General features: G+C 65.0%; 12 protein-coding genes. 8 read left to right on the forward strand and 4 right to left on the reverse strand.

Translation table 11 applies throughout. The features are described 5' to 3' along the window. Positions 1-3 precede the first annotated feature (3 nt). The 8 genes from ACSQ9E_RS12285 to ACSQ9E_RS12320 all read left to right on the forward strand — a co-directional run bounded on the left by ACSQ9E_RS12285 (position 4) and on the right by ACSQ9E_RS12320 (position 10954). Complete coding sequence (locus ACSQ9E_RS12285) at positions 4-1458, forward strand: DUF2142 domain-containing protein (RefSeq protein ID WP_436217939.1); 1455 nt, start codon at positions 4-6, stop codon at positions 1456-1458. Positions 1459-1502: 44 nt separating this feature from the next. Next, on the forward strand, positions 1503-1850 hold the full coding sequence (locus ACSQ9E_RS12290; protein WP_057204336.1) for a hypothetical protein: 348 nt from the start codon (positions 1503-1505) through the stop codon (positions 1848-1850). Next, on the forward strand, positions 1847-4411 hold the full coding sequence (locus ACSQ9E_RS12295; RefSeq protein WP_436217940.1) for a DUF7657 domain-containing protein: 2565 nt from the start codon (positions 1847-1849) through the stop codon (positions 4409-4411). The genes ACSQ9E_RS12290 and ACSQ9E_RS12295 overlap by 4 nt, the downstream gene beginning before the upstream one ends. A gap of 99 nt (positions 4412-4510) precedes the next feature. Further along, on the forward strand, positions 4511-4999 hold the full coding sequence (locus ACSQ9E_RS12300; protein ID WP_057267384.1) for a GNAT family N-acetyltransferase: 489 nt from the start codon (positions 4511-4513) through the stop codon (positions 4997-4999). A gap of 11 nt (positions 5000-5010) precedes the next feature. Further along, on the forward strand, positions 5011-7077 hold the full coding sequence (locus ACSQ9E_RS12305) for an ABC-F family ATP-binding cassette domain-containing protein (protein WP_436178388.1): 2067 nt from the start codon (positions 5011-5013) through the stop codon (positions 7075-7077). Positions 7078-7828: 751 nt separating this feature from the next. Further along, positions 7829-8494: a DUF4124 domain-containing protein gene (locus ACSQ9E_RS12310; RefSeq protein WP_436217941.1), complete on the forward strand. Its 666-nt coding sequence runs from the start codon at positions 7829-7831 to the stop codon at positions 8492-8494. 86 nt (positions 8495-8580) lie between these two features. Further along, the gene (locus tag ACSQ9E_RS12315; protein ID WP_436178386.1) at positions 8581-9600 is read left to right on the forward strand and encodes a hypothetical protein; all 1020 of its coding nucleotides are present in this window, start codon (positions 8581-8583) and stop codon (positions 9598-9600) included. Positions 9601-9799: 199 nt separating this feature from the next. Further along, positions 9800-10954, forward strand: coding sequence for an ABC transporter substrate-binding protein (locus ACSQ9E_RS12320; RefSeq protein ID WP_436217942.1), 1155 nt, complete (start codon positions 9800-9802; stop codon positions 10952-10954). 209 nt (positions 10955-11163) lie between these two features. Here the strand turns inward: ACSQ9E_RS12320 and ACSQ9E_RS12325 are convergent, their stop codons facing one another. The 4 genes from ACSQ9E_RS12325 to ACSQ9E_RS12340 form a co-directional block, all read right to left on the reverse strand. Beyond that, positions 11164-11487: an H-NS family nucleoid-associated regulatory protein gene (locus ACSQ9E_RS12325; protein ID WP_082608124.1), complete on the reverse strand. Its 324-nt coding sequence runs from the start codon at positions 11485-11487 to the stop codon at positions 11164-11166. A gap of 279 nt (positions 11488-11766) precedes the next feature. Continuing rightward, positions 11767-12387: a class I SAM-dependent methyltransferase gene (locus ACSQ9E_RS12330; RefSeq protein WP_057267515.1), complete on the reverse strand. Its 621-nt coding sequence runs from the start codon at positions 12385-12387 to the stop codon at positions 11767-11769. A gap of 74 nt (positions 12388-12461) precedes the next feature. Then, a complete protein-coding gene (locus tag ACSQ9E_RS12335) occupies positions 12462-13520 on the reverse strand; it encodes a DMT family transporter (RefSeq protein ID WP_436217943.1) in 1059 nt (352 codons plus the stop codon). 111 nt (positions 13521-13631) lie between these two features. Further along, positions 13632-15776 (reverse strand): S8 family peptidase, encoded by a 2145-nt coding sequence (locus tag ACSQ9E_RS12340; protein WP_436217944.1) that lies wholly within the window; start codon positions 15774-15776, stop codon positions 13632-13634. Positions 15777-15892 lie beyond the last annotated feature (116 nt).

Consider the following 15892-nt stretch of genomic DNA (forward strand, 5'->3'; position numbering starts at 1 on the left):
AGGATGGGTGTTTCCGTCCAGGCCACCGCCACGCGCACCGGGACGCGCCACCTGAAATCCCGCATCGACCTGCGCACGGCAGGCCTGCCTGCGCTGGTGGGCGGCTTGCTGCTGGCGCTCGTGGTGGCATGGGGCCTGATGCGGCTGGTACCGGCCTTCCAGTCGCCTGACGAGAATGTGCACCTGCTGCGCGCCGACATGATCGCCCACGGCCAGTGGACCCTGCGCAAGGATGAGCCGGACGAGTTCGGCAACCAGGGCGGCTATGTGGACCGGAACTTCGTGGCGTTCACGTCGCGCATGCGGGCGATCTCCGGCACCGAGCGCGACTACACGGCTTCGGCCAGCGCACTCATGGCCCAGGCCGCAGGGGAGCGTTGGGCGCACAAGGACCTGTTCGTCAATGCGGTAGGCACGGGCTACTACGCGCCCTTCATCTACCTGCCCCACGCGCTGGGCCTGCGCACCGCGCGCGCGCTCGACCTATCGATGCGCGCAAGCTACGAGCTGACGCGCCTGCTGGTGGCGGCCACAGCCCTGGGCCTGATCGCATGGGCGTGGCGGCTGTTCACGCCCAATCTGCTGGTGCGCGCGCTGGTGCTGATGCCCATGGCCATGTTCCAGATCATCTCGCCCACCATCGACGGGCTGAGCATCGCCGCAGCGCTGCTGCTGGCCGCACTGTTCTCGGTGCGCTGCATGGCCCCCCGCAGCGACGCGAACCCGCTGCAGGAATACGCGCTCTATGCCTGCATCTTCCTGCTCGTGACGTCCCGCGTCAATCTGGCCCCCCTGCTGCTGCTGCCCCTGTGGCTGCTTGTGCGCAGGTTTTCGGCCGCGCACCTGCTGGCCTGGATCGCGCTCTGCGCGGCCTGCGCCGGCTGGACGCTCTACGGCATCGCCACTACTGCGGACGCGCGCCTGGTGCGCAACCACGCGACCATCGAGATACTGGCGATCTATTTGCAGCACCCACTCGCGTTCATGCGCCTCGTCCTCGATACGCTGCTGGACGGCAAGACCGGGTACTTCTACGCCTATTCCTTCGTCGGCATGATGGGCTGGCTCGATGCGTCCATCACCAAGGATGCGATGAAGGCCGTCTGGTATGGCCTGGCGGTTGCGCTGGCCGCGACCCTCGGGTCGGCGCGCTGGCTGCGGCGCGATGCGGCTGCCCGTGCGCTGCTCTTGCTCGTGGCGCTGGCCAGTTGCGTCCTGGTCTTCCTGGCCCTGGCCATCAGCTGGAACGACTACCCGGTGGCCATCATCAGCGGCGTTCAGGGCCGCTACTTCATCGTGCCCGCCCTGCTGGGCGCCACGGCGCTGGGGCCCATGGGCCAGGCGGCCTCGCCCACCCACCGGACCGTGGCCAACGTGCTCACGGCCACCTTCGCCCTGGCTTCGCTCTACATCATGGCCACGACCCTGTCCGAGCGTTACGCCCTGCGGCTCCTTTAACATCGCCGGGCCCCTGCCCTCACTCCCACCCGAGATCCCGATCCATGTACGTCTATCTTCTGACCATCCTTTGTGTGGTGGGCATCGCCATCGGCCAGATCCTGTTCAAGGTCAGCGCCAATTCCATGAACAAGACCGGCAGCTTCTTCGCCATCGAAACCCTGGCCGTGTTCTTTGCCACCATGGTGCTGTACGGCATCACCTCCATTGGCTGGGTGCTGATATTGCGCAAGGCCGAGTTGGGCAAGGTCTACCCCTTCATGGCCCTGGCCTTCGTCATCGTGCCGCTGGCCAGCCGCTTCTTCTTCGGTGAGCGCTTTGCCCCCAGCTACTTCATCGGCACGGCGCTCATCATGTCGGGCATCGCGGTCACGGTGGCCGCATCCCGATGAGCAGCACCATGCCGAGGCGCGGGTACCACCTGCATCCGCTGGGCGCCGCCTGGCTTGCCGCTGTGTTCGCGGCGCTGCTGCTCGCCCTGCTGTGGCTGCCGCAGGCCGCCCGCGCCCAGCAGCCCCTGGCCCCCGGCACCTACGGCTTCGTCGACACGGTGGAGTACGACCAGGCCAAAGGCGTCGTGCGCATCACCGGCTGGTGCTATGACTCGCAGAACCAGCGCCTGCCCAAGGACTTCACCGTGCGCATCGGGGACACCGAGAAGCGCATCGCCATTCCCACGCGCAAGACCCGTCCCTCCGTCGCGGTCTACTTCAAGGATGGGGACAGCATTCCGCTGGAGTTCTCGCTCGAAGTGCGCTACCCGCGCTACCTGGGGGGGGGCGAGCAGCCCGTGGGCGTGATCGCCCGCTTCGACGATACCGCGCGCTTCAACGTCGAGCCATCCTCCCCCGCCGCCGGCAAGGTGCTCGGCCCCGACATTGCCCCGCGGCACTGGCTCATCGCTGCTGCGGTGGCGGCCACCATCGTGCTGCTGCTGCTTGGCGCCACGGGCCGGGTGCTCGGCCGCTGCGGCCAGTGGGTCGGTGGCCATCGGCGCATGGTGGCCGGCGGCATTGCCGGCGTCTTCCTGGTGCTCGTGGGCATCGGCGCCACCGGCTCTTCGCTGGAACTGCTGCTGGGCCGCACCGACCAGAGCGAGCACCCTGTGGTATCGGCCGACAGCGCCGTCACCCCCCTGGCGGGCCAGCCACGCGGGGTGCGCTCCGACGAGTGGATGGTGATCACCGCCAGCGCGCTGGCCCAGGCCAGCCACGAACCCCGCTTTCCGGTGATCAACCGCAACCTGGGCCTGGACGGGCAGAACATGCTGGTCATCGGCATGACTGGTGTGCCCGTGCTGCACGTGTCAGCCCTGGCACGCCCGGCCACCTGGGGGTTCTTCGCGCTGCCGCTGGACATGGCGCTGGGCTGGTACTGGTACTTCCCGTTCTTCGCCTGCCTGCTGGCGCTGTGGTGGCTGCTGGACGTGCTGGCCCCCGGCCGCTCTGGGCGCAACCTGGCGCTGTCCTTCGTGTTCTGCCTGGCGCCCTATGCGGCGGGCTGGTCGCAGTGGCCACTGTATGTGGTGTTCTTCCCGTCCGGGGCCCTGGCCGCCGCGCTGCTGATGCTGCGCCAAAAGCCCGGTGCCCACCTGTGGTGGCTGGCCCTGGCACTGGCCTGGTTCCTGGCCGGGTTTGCGCTGGTGCTTTACCCGCCCTGGCAGATCACCGTGGCCACGCTCTACGCCCTGGTGCTGGCCGCCTGGCTGGCCGACCACCGCCGGCAGGTGGCCTGGAGCTGGCAGACCCCACTGGCCTTCGGGGTGGCCGCAGTGCTCATGGGAGCCCTGCTCTATTTCTGGTGGCACGACGCGCGCGAGGCGATTGCCACCATGCGCAGCACCGTCTACCCCGGCCAGCGCGCGGCGCTGCAGGGGGGCGACCTGTCCCCCCTGGTGCTGCTGCGCGGGTTCAGCAATGCCGATACGCTGTCCAACCTGCACGGCAGCGTGTTCAACGAGAGCGAGTTCGGTTCGTACTTCCTGCTGCTGCTGGCCACCTGGTTCCTGTGCCTGCGGCAGATCCGGGACAGGAAGCCCTACCCCTGGCTGCTGGCGGCGTGCGCAGCGTTCTCGGCGTTCAGCGTGGTGTTCGGGGTCTGGGGCGTGCCCTTGGCACTGTCCAAGGCCATGTTCTGGCACTACGTGTCTTCGTCGCGCATCGATCTGGCGCTGGCGCTGTCCTGTCTGCTGGTCATGGCGCTGGCGGGTGGCCGCGAGGGGGCGGTGGCTTCACCACGCCCGGCGCGCAGGGCGGCCGTGGTGCTGGGCCTGCTGACGGCGGCCCTGGCGGCGCTGGTGGTGGCCGGCATTCCCGAAGACTTCTATCCGGGCCTGAGCGTGGCCATGCTGGCCAGCATGGCCGTGGCCGGTGGCTTCATGGCGTACTGGCTGGTGCACGGGAAGGTGGCGCAGTCGATTGCGCTCACCGTGGTGGTGTACGCCATCGCCGTGGCCGACTTCAATCCACTGGGGCTGGCCCCCGCCAAGGTGGCCCTGAACGACACCGTGCAGGGCTATGTGGCAGGCCCGGCATCTGCAGACGGCACCGCGAAGCCCCGGCGGGTGCTGGCCTTGCTGCCCAGCACCTCGCTCGCCATGACGCTCGCCGCGGCGGGTGTTCCCGTGGTGGATGGCGTTTTCTACTACCCCCAGCCCAGCGTGTGGCGCGGCATGCAGTTGCCGGCTGCGGACCAGGACACGGTGAACCGCTACCAGCACCTGACCTTCGTGCAGGAAACCATGCAGGCCCCGGCCGCCTACCGGGTGATCAACCCCACGCCCGACACCGTGCGCGTGATGGTGGACCCGCGGCGCTTCGACTTCGCGCAGACGGGTGCACAGGTGGTGGTGGGCGGTGACCGCATCTTCGAGCTGGGCGAAAACCCCCGCCTGCGCCTGCTGGGCAGGTACGAGGGCTGGGCCTGGTACGAGGTGGCTGGCGCGGCGCCGTAGGGCCGTCCTACAGGGTTTGCCCGGTATCGGCGACAATACGGGGTTGCCTGGGGTGTCGCCGCTCCAGAAAAGCACCCACGCGGACACTGGAACCCGAGCATGCTGCAGATCATCGCAGTCGACACCGAAGACGGCTGGCGGCATTTCAGGGAACTGCTGCTCGAGTACGCACAGCGCGACCATGCCAACGCCGGCCAGAGCAGCATCTGGGCGGACATGGCCGGTCTGCCGGGCCGGTATGCGCATCCTGCCGGTGGTGCGGTTCTTGCCTATCGGCAGGGTGAACTCGCCGCCTGCGGCGCGTTTGCCCCGACAGAGATGGCTGGCCTGGCCGAGATCAAGCGGCTGTACGTGCGCGAAAGCGCACGCGGCCAGGGCATCGCCCGTGAATTGACGCGGGCCCTGGTGCGGCAGTGTGCGGGCGCGGGTTACGACCGTGCCGGCATCAGCACCTGGGACCACAACGAACGCGCGCAGGCGCTGTACCGGCAGATGGGCTTCGGGCCCATCACCCCTTTCAAGGATCATCCGATCCCCAACCTGGTTTACCTGGGCCTTGCGCTGCACGATGCAGCCGAGGCGCCGTGATTGAGTACTGAATGATCAACCTGAAGAACATCGTCCTGCGGCGCGGCGCCAAGGTGCTGCTGGACAACGTCTCCGTGACCCTGAACCCCGGCGAAAAGGTCGGCCTGGTGGGCCGCAACGGCGCCGGCAAGTCCACACTGTTCGCGCTGCTCAACGGCAGCCTGCACGAGGATGGAGGCGACTTTTCCATCCCCCGCCAGTGGCGCATGGCGCAGGTCGCGCAGAACATGCCCGAGACCGATGAAAGCGCCACCGCCTTCGTGCTGGCAGGCGACACGCGCCTGGCCGAGCTGCACACCCAGTTGGCGCAGCTCGACCAGAGCGATGCCGCGCACGACGACGCCGACCACGGCATGGCCATTGCCCAGGTCTACACCGACCTGGCCGACGCGGGCGACCACGACGCCGTGCCGCGCGCGCAGGCGCTGATCCTGGGCCTGGGGTTCCAGTCGCACGAACTTGAGCGCCCGGTGAACAGCTTCTCGGGCGGCTGGCGCATGCGCCTGCAACTGGCGCGCGCGCTGATGTGCCCGTCCGACCTGCTGCTGCTGGACGAACCCACCAACCACTTGGATCTGGACGCCCTGGTCTGGCTCGAAGCCTGGCTCAAGAAGTACGCCGGCACCATGATCGTGATCAGCCATGACCGCGAATTCCTGGACGCCGTCACCAACGTCACCTTGCAGATCGACAGCGCCAAGCTCAACCGCTTCGGCGGCAACTACAGCAAGTTCGAAGAACTGCGGTCCCAGCAGATGGAACTGCAACAGGCTGCCTTCTCCAAGCAGCAGGACAAGATCGCCCACCTGCAGAAGTTCATCGACCGCTTCAAGGCCAAGGCCAGCAAGGCCAAGCAGGCGCAAAGCCGGGTCAAGGCCCTGGAGCGCATGGAGAAGGTGGCCCCGCTGCTGGCCGAGGCCGATTTCACCTTCGAGTTCAAGGAGCCCGTGAACCTGCCCAACCCCATGCTGTCCATCAGCGATGCGGCGTTCGGCTACACCACGGACGACGAGATCAAGACCATCCTCACCGGCGTGAGCAAGTCGGTGCTGGCCGGCCAGCGCATCGGCATCCTGGGCGCTAACGGCCAGGGCAAGTCGACCCTGGTCAAGACCATTGCCCGCGAGATGGCGCCCATTGCGGGCACCGTGACCGAGGGCAAGGGCCTGTCCATCGGCTACTTCGCCCAGCAGGAACTGGACGTGCTGCGCCCCGCCGAGAACCCGCTGGAGCACATGATCCGCCTGGCGCGCGACATGGGCGCTGCGGCCCGCGAACCTTCGCGCGAGCAGGACCTGCGCAGCTACCTGGGCAGCTTCAACTTCAGCGGCGACATGGTCAAGCAGGCCGTGGGCACCATGAGCGGCGGTGAAAAAGCCCGCCTGGTGCTGGCCATGATGGTCTGGCAGCGCCCCAACCTGCTGCTGCTGGACGAGCCCACCAACCACCTGGACCTGGCCACGCGCGAGGCGCTGTCCATGGCGCTCAATGAGTTCGAAGGCACCGTCATGCTGGTCAGCCACGACCGGGCGCTGCTGCGCGCCGTGTGCGACGAGTTCTGGCTGGTGGGCCGCGGCGTGGTGGGCCCGTTCGACGGCGACCTGGACGATTACCAGCGCTACCTGCTCGAGGAGGCCAAGCGCCTGCGCGAATACTCGCGCCAGGCCGAAGCGGCTGCCGTGAAGGCGGCGGCCGCCGCCGCAAGCGCTCCTGCGCCCGCCCCCGCACCGGTAGCCGCCCCACCTGCGGTGGTCGCCAAGGCCCCCACACCGGCCCCGGCCGCCACGCCTGCGGCAGGGCGCGACCAGCGCAAGCTCGATGCCCAAAGCCGCCAGCAACTGGCTGAGAAGACGCGCCCCCTGAAAAAGGAGCTGGAACAGATCGACCAGCGCCTGGCGACTCTGTCGACCGAGCGCAGCGCACTTGAGCAGACCCTCACTCAGGCCCTGCCGCCAGCCGAGATCGCCGAGTGCGGGCGCCGCCTGAAGGCGGGCCATGACGAGACCGCGCAACTGGAAGAACGCTGGCTGGAAGTTTCATCAGCGCTTGAAGAAATTTCGGCAGCTGCCGGCGCGTGAAGTGTAAAACCCTGTAAACGATTACCTATGTTTCCAGCTATTGCAATTCGGCAGGCTTGAAATTGTTGCTATGAATTTTGCAGTGCTTGGCGGCGAAAAAACGTTTCCATTTAGGTTGCATTTTTTTGCGAAACGCTGTCAACCAAGCCGGGAGTGAACGCGTTGTTGGTACATCACAGGAGTTTTCCAGTATGAATACCACCGCAATCATGTCCGCCTGGCCCGAAGACGAACGCGACCGCAAGCGCGCCCCGGCCCGCTTCTGAGGGTGTGGCAGCCCCGGCTCCCAAACCGGGCCGCCCCTTCTTTTTGACGGTTCCAACCCACTCCACCAGGAAAGCCCCGCCACTGCGGGGTTTTTTTGCGTCCCTTCCAGGCGGCAGCCGCCGCATGACCGCAACGCGCTCTTCGCGGGCGCGGCTGCATAGCCCGCGTTCATAGCCCTTTGCGGTACCCTGGAGCGCTCACCGCCCCCTCCCGGTCGCGCCACCTTCGTCTCAGCCCTCTGAGGCCCTGCGCATGCCGTAGCCGGTGGCCTGCCCACGCCTGCGCGGCCGCCCCACGCCCGCCGGTGGACACATTGTCAAGCGCTGGCACAGGGCCGGTGGACAAGGCGGTGAACGCCCGCCAGGCCTTGCCGCAGAACAATCCATGCATTGCCCCACCCCACGGTCTCGACACCGGGTCGGGAGGCGGCCCGGCGAACCCTTTGCCGGCGCCCGAGATTTAATCCATGGAAAGGAAGACCCCGATGCAGATGCAGATGCAGAACCACTTTTTGGGCCGCACGGCGCGTATCCGGCATGGTCTGCGCTTTGCTGGCGCCGGCCTGTTGCTGGCAGCGCTGCACTGCCTGGCACCGTCCGAAGCCAGCGCACAGACGCGCTACACCTGCCGGGACGACAACGGCAACAACTACACCTCCTCGCGTGCCTGCCCCCAGGGCATGAAGACCACGTCGGTATCGGCTGGGCCCACGGCCAGCGAGTACCGCTCCGAACGCTCGCCCAGCCGGTCGGTGTCCTCCTCGCCCGCACCGGACCACCAGCAGTACATGAGCGAGCGCTGCCGCACGCTGAACGACACCATGCGATCGGCCTACTCCCGGGGCATCAAGGCCGACGTGCAGGAGGGCATGCGCCGCGAATACGACCGCGACTGCCGCGAGGAAGAGAGCGAAGCCTCCTCCCGCTACGACAGGGAGCGGCGCGAAGCACGCCTGCAGCAGCGCGACGAGGACCGCCAGGCGCAGCAGGCACAGCAGGCGTCGCAGGCCAACGAAGCCCGCCGGGGACAGCAGTGCGCCGAATCGCGCCGCATTCTGAACATCAAGAAGGCGCGCACCGACCTGACGGAAGGCGAGCGCAATGACCTCAAGCGCTTCGAGGACGCCTACCTGGCGCGGTGCGCACGCTGACCGCGAACACTGTCCGGACCATCGGCTATAAACAGCATGGCGCCGGCATCCGCGCGCACCACAACCAGCCGCAAGGAATACAAGGCATGAGCAGTTTCATCGAGATCGGAGGGCGGCGCATTGCAGCCATCGAATCGTCCGAGGGAATCACACTCACCACGGACACCCTCATTTCGCTCAGTGAGGTCAGCGAATTTCCGCAAAACGTGCGGGTGGTGGAAGGCTCCATTCACCTTCACAACGGCAGCCTTCGCAACTTGCCCTCCCCCCTCACCGTCCGCGGCACCCTGCAGATCTGGGCATGCCCCGACCTGGTGCTGCCCGACAACCTCGAAGTGACGGAAGACCTGGTACTACACGGCAGCGACATGGTGAGCGAGAGCCTGCCCTCGGGCTTGGTGGTAGGCGGCGCACTGCATATCGGCAACTGCAAGTTCCGCCAGCTGCCCGTCGACCTGTGCGTGGGCCGCAGCATCCTGGCAAGTGAAAGCGCGCTCGAGGCACTGCCGGATGCACTTTCACTGCCCGGCACACTGGACATCGCCTACACCACCATCTCCAGGCTGCCCGACCGGCTGGAAATCGGCAGCGCCCTGATCCTCACGGACTGCCCGATTTCCGCACTGCCGGAGCATTTCACCGTAGGGGACAGCCTGGACGTCCGGGGCACCAACATCACCCAGTTGCCGACGCAGCTGACGCTGGGGACTGACCTTTTCGTCGCGGATACCGCCATTGACACGCTTCCAGAGAACCTGGAGCTGTGCACCCTGGACATCAGCGACACGCCGATCACCGAGATCCCGGAGTCGACCACCCTGCACGTCAGCCTGTGGGCGGAAAACGCCAAGATCCGCCGTCTCCCAAAGACCTTCGTCGAACTGGACGAGTTGGACCTCAGGGGCAGTGCCATTGAAGCGTTGCCCGAAGGCCTGTTCGTGCGCTTTGACCTGAACCTGGCCGACAGCGCCATCCGGTCGCTGCCCGCGAAGATATCCGTGAACGAGACTCTCTACTTGGGCGGAACCGCCGTTCCAAGAGAGGGGCTGCCCAGAAACGACAAGACGGGGGAGGCGTTGCGCGTCGATTGGGACTGGCGTCCCTGACGCGCCTGGCCTGCAGCACCCTCCCCCCGGTGGCGATCCAGGGTATCACTTGTCCTGCAACGCTCTTTTGACGGTAAGCAGCGCTGAATGCTAGAATAAGGGTTTTCCCTAAGGTTGCGCTATCCGTGCGACCAGGGCCAAGGCAACCACGGCAACCCGTGGCAGCGCCCCCTTCTTCGATCCATCGTCGTCTCCTTCCATGCACCGTCGCCAGTTCACCCAGTCCCTTCTTGCCACCGCCACCGGTCTCTCGCTCGCCTCCTCGGCATGGGCCGGCCCCCAGGACGCCATCGACGCCAAGATGGTCACCATTGGCTGCTCGCTGGGCCTGTCGGGCCCCCTGGCCAGCCTGGGCAAGGAACTCAAGCAGGGCCTGGACGCCGGCATTGCACAGGCCAACGCGCGCAGCGGCGGCACGGGCGGGCGTGAGCTGCGCCTGTTGGCGCTGGACGACGGTTACGATCCAGCACGCTCCGAAGAGAACGTGCGCAAGCTGATTGCCGACGGCAACGTGGCGGCCCTGCTGTCGTGCATGGGCACCAGCAACAACCAGCGCATCATGCCCCTGGTGGACGAGGCGCAGATCCCCTACGTGGCCCCGCAGAGCGGCGCATCGTCGCTGCGCAAGCCCGAGTACCGCTCGGTCTTCCACGTGCGTGCCAGCTACTCCGACGAAGCCCAGCGCCTGGCCAAGAAGCTGGTGGCCATGGGCATCACCGACCTGGCCGTGGTCTACCAGGACACCGCGTTCGGCAAGGAATTCCTGGCCGATGTGAACAATGCACTCAAGGCCGTCAACCAGCCCGCGCCCAAGGCCTTCAAGCTCGACGCCAAGGGGGAGCAAGTGGCCACCGTGGTCCAGCAGACCCTGGCATCCAAGCCCATGACGGTGCTGCTCGGCACGGCAGGCGACGTGAGTGCCGCACTGATCAGCGAATTTCGCAAGGTATCGGCCAGCACGCCCCTGGCTGCCACCAGCGTGGCATTGAGCGGCGAAAACATCCGCCAGCTGGGCACCAAGGCCGGCGGCCTGGCCCTGTCGATGGTGATGCCCGATGCATCGCGCACCAGCGTCGCCCTGGTGCGTGACTACCAGCGCGCCATGCGTGCCGTGAACCAGCAGGAATTCTCGTCGCGCAGCTTCGAGGGCTACGTGAACGCCCGCGTGCTGATCGATGGCCTGGACCGCGCCGGCCGCGACCTCAGCCGTGCCAAGCTGCGCTCGGCACTGGCCGGTTTGCGCAGCAACGACCTGGGCGGTTTCACGGTCGACTATGCAGGTGGCGCACCGTATGTGGGTTCCAAGTTCATCGACCTGGGCATCATGGGCTCCAACGGCCGCTTCATTGGCTGACACCCCCTGAGTCGCTTCGCGCCTTCCCCCTCTCTCGTCTCGCTGCGCGAGTCGGGAGGGGGACGCCCCCGGTGCACGCAAGCGAAACGCCGCCTACGCGGCTTGGCGGCCCTTGCACGGGGGCACTGGCTTTGGCCATGCCTGTATTGGGGTAATGTCGGTTTTTGTGCAGGATCAGAATCCTGAGTCAAAATTCCCTTAGAGCACAACTACTTAGCGCCGCGGAGACGCCTCCCGCGGACCAAAAAATCTTCAAGGCGCTTGCCGTGTTCCAGGGCGTCGTTCAACCAGTTGGGGCGACGGCCTTTGCCGCCCCATGTGTTGCCCTGATCATCTTGGTACATGCCCATCTGACTGCTTAGAGGCTTAGGACTTGGGGGGGGCAGACTCGGAACAGCTTTCGTTTCAAGTGCAGCCACTTCAAACAAGTCGCCCGGCACCAATTCGAATTTGGCGATCACCTCCTTCAACAGTGGAATGATCTCCTCTGCCTCGTAAGCGTCGTTCATCGCCTCTTCCAGGCGTTTCTTCATTTGGGTCATTGTCCTAGGCACCACGATCTCCATTCAAAGAGCTTGAAAGCAGCGTAGCCCATTGTGGCGCGAGCCTCCACCGGGGCCTGGTGAATTCTCTGGAACTCCACAAGCAGTGATCCCAGGCGGGATTCATTCTGTGCCACAGAGCGCTCGCTGCGGAAACGTGTCGCGGTATCGAGGCGCTGGCACAGTGGATTGGAGGGACGGGTATGGAGGGCGTGGATGAGCTAACGGAAAACCGCCCGTCTTTGAATGCAGCCCGAAGCCACATAGGAACTATTGCGCTTGGTGCCGGCAAAAGCAATACACGAACTGCTGAGGCGCCCCCCAGGGCGTGGTGTGGATCTCGGTGTGGCTGTCGATCAGTTCGAAGGGTGCGCCAAACCTACCGTGCAGTTCGTCGGGTGCATAGCGGGAAACCTCCAGACCGCTGCACTTCTCAGGCCCCTGCGGCCCGAATGTGCCGATGATCGCAAAGCCACCGGGCCTCAGAGCGTGCATCACCTGCGCCACATAGCGCTCACGCTGCGCATCGCTGGTGAGAAAGTGGAACACCGCGCGGTCGTGCCACACATCCACGGACGCCGCAGGCAGCCCCACCTCCAGGATATCGGCCGCAAGCCACGCCACCTCGGCGGCCCTGGGGCCCAGCCGCAGCTGCGTGACCTCCAGCGCCGTACGCGACAGGTCCAGCACCGTGATGTCCTGGTAGCCATCGGCCAGGAGGTCATCGACCAGCGTGGACTCGCCCCCGCCCACGTCGATGATGGACGCCTGCTTCGAGCGGGCCGCCCTGCGGACATAGTGCAGGGACTGCAGCAGGTGCGGCGCATACCAGCTCACCGCTTCAGGCGACTTGGTGCCGTAGACCGATTCCCAATGCGTTTCAGTGCCCATGGGGGATTCCCTGCGAACATTCAGGATGCACAGCGTATCCGATCACCGGGACCTTGCCATGAAAAGGCCTGGATCTATCCATGCCCGTGCCGGTGGTGCGCATCCGGCACATGGGCGTGCACGTGGCGCAGCGGCTCATGCGCGTGTGCATGGCTGTGCGGCCCCTGCGGCATCACCGCGTGGCTGTGGTTGTGGTGCCCGTCATCGTGGCGGTGGGCGTGCTCGTGCTCCATGGCCTCGTGCTGGTGCTCGTGGCCGTGCGATTCGGCCAGGTGCAGCAGCACGCCCAGCACCATCAGCGCACCACCCGCCGCCATGGCCCAGTTGCCGCTGCGGTCGCCCAGCGCGATGGCCAGGGCCGCGCCGATGAAGGGCGCAAACGCGAACACCGAGCCCGTGCGTGCAGCGCCGAAGGCCCGCTGCGCGAGCAGGTAAAAGCGCAGGCTCAGCCCGTAGCCGGTGGCACCCACCGCCAGCAAGGCCAGCGCAGCGCCCATCGAAGGCAGCGGGTCATCGAAGACCCAGGCCAGCATTGCGGTGGCGCAGCTACCCAGCAGCGCCTTGCCCAGCACCACCTGACCCGGGTCGCGCTCGGCCAGGGCGCGCGACAGTGTGTTGTCCGCACCCCAGGCGGCCGTGGCCAGCAGCACGGCCAGCAAACCCCAAAGCTGGCTGCCGCCGGCCTGGCCCTGGTCCAGCACCAGCGCCATGCCACCGGCCAGCAGCAGGAGCATGGCCGCCCAGACGCGGCGGTCCATCGTCTCCCCGTACAGCAGGCGCGCCAGCACAGCCGTGAACAGCGCCTCCAGCGTCAGCATCAGCGAGGCGCCGGTGCCGCTGGTGTGCTGCAGGCCCCAGGCCATGGCCACGGGGCCCAGTACGGCACCGAAAGCGGCCATGGACAACAGCCGGGGCAGGTCGCCGCGCGCAAGGCGGGCCTCCTGATCGACCCGCTGGCGCGATAGCGCGCCCACCGCCGCCGCGCCCGCATACAGGAGAGCAGCGGTGGTAAAGGCGCCCAGCCCGGTACCGAAGTGCTGGACCAGCGGCATGCTCACGCCGAACAGCGCGGCCGCCAGCAGCGCTAGCAGCCCGCCGCGCAGTGACGGCCAATGCATAGGGGTACGGTTCATCGGGAGATCACTTTGGGGTGAGATGCACGGTGATGGTTGTCTTGCTATTGGCTGCACGGCTACCACTTGGCTCCGCGTAGCAGTAAGTTGCCTATGCCTGGCCAGGACCGACTAAGGTCCTCCGGTTGAATAAGCAATGCGCCGGTACTGAAATGTTCCCGCGGGGATGGAGACGCTCATCGGCACACTTGCGTAGTCATTGACCCAATCGATAAAGGCATCTACACCCGCGACTGGGTAACGGCTTTTGAACAATGCTGCGAGTCCAGACACATGGGCGCCAGCCTGAGAGGTGCCCCATCCGCTGAAAGTGGCCGTGGCCGTTGCTCGCCCGGCACCGACTAACGGTGCACCGAACTCGGGCTTTTCTCCTCCGGGCGCGAAAAAGATTGGCTTTGTGAAATTGCTCGGGGCTGCAAGATTCGAGTAGCTTGCTCGGGTCAGCCCAACTCCGTCGTTCGGTACACCTGCTACCTTGATGACGTTTTCTGAACAGGCGGGATGGCTGATTCCGTTCAGAATTCCATAGTTGCCCGTGATGGACACGACGGGCACACCAGCGCTGTAGAGGTAGTCGATCCAATTTTGAAGCCACACGGCCCCCGCTGCGGCATCGCAGTCACTGCCATAAGTGGGTAGAGATCGAATGCTCATGTTCACCACCATTTGCGCTGGTGAGTCGGGATCCGCATTCGCCGCGCCCGAAAGATAGACTACCCGTTCCAATGCAAAGTCCAGATCAGACATATGGAAGCCCGATTGTTTTGGTGTGGACGTCATGTTGTAGGAAAACACATTCATCGAATACAACTGTGCCCCTGGTGCTACCCCTTGCAGCGCTCCACCCAAGACGTTTGGTGAAGCAATGCCGGCGGCGATCGAAGCCATATAAGTGCCGTGATCACATTGTGTAAAGTCCACATTCAGGCAGTTCGCAATATTGGGATTTGGTTCACCGGAATTCGGCGTCCCAACAGGACTATCCCAGTTGTCATTTGGATTCGGACACACAGAGCGCCATCCACTGATAGTGCGGGTCCCGTAGCAGTCTTCGCCGATGATTTTGGTAGCGCCATTCATGCTGAACATCTCATGGGACTTTCGGATCCCCTCATCGATGACAACGATGGCTTGATTGGTGCCGGTGAAGCCTGAACCCCAGGCGGTGGGCGCGTTGACAAGGGGAACGCTTCCGCTGAGTCCTTTGACTCCTCCCAATCGGTTGGCAGCTACTTCCAGGATCCGTGGATCATCGTTGTCCTTCAGCCGCTTGTATTGCGCAGGCGTCAAGCGTACATGTGCCGAACCTATAGTGTCGCGCGCTGGTTGTTCCGGTTGGGCTTTGATGCCAGCGTTCGCCAAAACCTCGATAAGAGCCTGGCGGTTTGCCTTTGCTTGATTCCTTCCTGCCGGCGAGTTCCATCGAACCTTTGTGGTGTAGAAGAGCCCACCCCGGATCATGATGGTGACTTCGACTGTCCCCTCTCGCTCGGCATCCTCCAACGCCCATGACGACCAAGTAGCGACGCGCGGATCCTTGTACCCAAGGGGGCGAAGGGACCGAACTGCAGGGTGGCTCTGCAGCGTTATCAGCGTTGCCAAGTCGATTTCGGCCAAGACCAACGCAGGATTCGACGGGCTTTTACTGATCGAGTCGACGAACCGACTGGGTTCGAGATCTGCCGCTTTTATCTGACTGATCAAACGCTCTGACTCCTCATCCAACTCCTTGGATGGGATGATCTTCGTGGATGCGTCTGGCAGTATTTGATACTGCACCGTCGCGCTATTCAATACCACCTCCGCTGCCGCACTTCCATTCTGTTTGATGAGTTTTTTGAGCGCACTCAAACTGCCATCAAGATCATGTGCGGCGCTACGTGTTTTTTCAGAGGTATCCCGCCGAAACGAGATGACGTTCGGACTGCTTTCCAAAATGGCCAGTCCTTCTGCTTTCAATGTCAAACCAAACTGCCCTGTGGGGCTGCTCCAAGAACCTCCACGGTACATGTAGGCTCCCAATTCCGCTTTGATGGAATCGGTTCTAGTTTTGAGATCTCTGGACAGGACCGGATAGTCGTTCGCGGTGGTTGGGGGAAGCGCTGACTTTGAAGCCACAATGGCCACACGCACAGCCCCCTCCTCGAATGCGATCTTCTTCATCTCTGCGAGCTCGACCGGGTCCACATTCGAGGCGTTGACGGATATGCAGGCCGTAGCCTGCGCGAGCAGAACGGTCCATTGGTTCAATTTCATGGGATCTCCCTTGAAATAATGACACTCTCGTCGACCGCAGCGTGCGGGGTGCGAAGCAGCAGCGCACTTTGCTCCGAAGGGACTGAGCAAGCAAGGAATTCTTTGCGACGCGACTG

This window comes from Acidovorax sp. LjRoot118, from assembly GCF_964253575.1.
Taxonomy (GTDB): Bacteria; Pseudomonadota; Gammaproteobacteria; order Burkholderiales; family Burkholderiaceae_C; genus Acidovorax.

Excerpts from the sequence above, each read along its gene's own strand:
- ACSQ9E_RS12285 (WP_436217939.1), top strand. The coding sequence starts at position 4 with ATGGGTGTTTCCGTCCAGGCCACCGCCACGCGCACCGGGACGCGCCAC.
- ACSQ9E_RS12290 (WP_057204336.1), top strand. The coding sequence starts at position 1,503 with ATGTACGTCTATCTTCTGACCATCCTTTGTGTGGTGGGCATCGCCATC.
- ACSQ9E_RS12295 (WP_436217940.1), top strand. The coding sequence starts at position 1,847 with ATGAGCAGCACCATGCCGAGGCGCGGGTACCACCTGCATCCGCTGGGC.
- ACSQ9E_RS12300 (WP_057267384.1), top strand. The coding sequence starts at position 4,511 with ATGCTGCAGATCATCGCAGTCGACACCGAAGACGGCTGGCGGCATTTC.
- ACSQ9E_RS12305 (WP_436178388.1), top strand. The coding sequence starts at position 5,011 with ATGATCAACCTGAAGAACATCGTCCTGCGGCGCGGCGCCAAGGTGCTG.
- ACSQ9E_RS12310 (WP_436217941.1), top strand. The coding sequence starts at position 7,829 with ATGCAGATGCAGATGCAGAACCACTTTTTGGGCCGCACGGCGCGTATC.
- ACSQ9E_RS12315 (WP_436178386.1), top strand. The coding sequence starts at position 8,581 with ATGAGCAGTTTCATCGAGATCGGAGGGCGGCGCATTGCAGCCATCGAA.
- ACSQ9E_RS12320 (WP_436217942.1), top strand. The coding sequence starts at position 9,800 with ATGCACCGTCGCCAGTTCACCCAGTCCCTTCTTGCCACCGCCACCGGT.
- ACSQ9E_RS12325 (WP_082608124.1), bottom strand. The coding sequence starts at position 11,487 with ATGAAGAAACGCCTGGAAGAGGCGATGAACGACGCTTACGAGGCAGAG.
- ACSQ9E_RS12330 (WP_057267515.1), bottom strand. The coding sequence starts at position 12,387 with ATGGGCACTGAAACGCATTGGGAATCGGTCTACGGCACCAAGTCGCCT.
- ACSQ9E_RS12335 (WP_436217943.1), bottom strand. The coding sequence starts at position 13,520 with ATGAACCGTACCCCTATGCATTGGCCGTCACTGCGCGGCGGGCTGCTA.
- ACSQ9E_RS12340 (WP_436217944.1), bottom strand. The coding sequence starts at position 15,776 with ATGAAATTGAACCAATGGACCGTTCTGCTCGCGCAGGCTACGGCCTGC.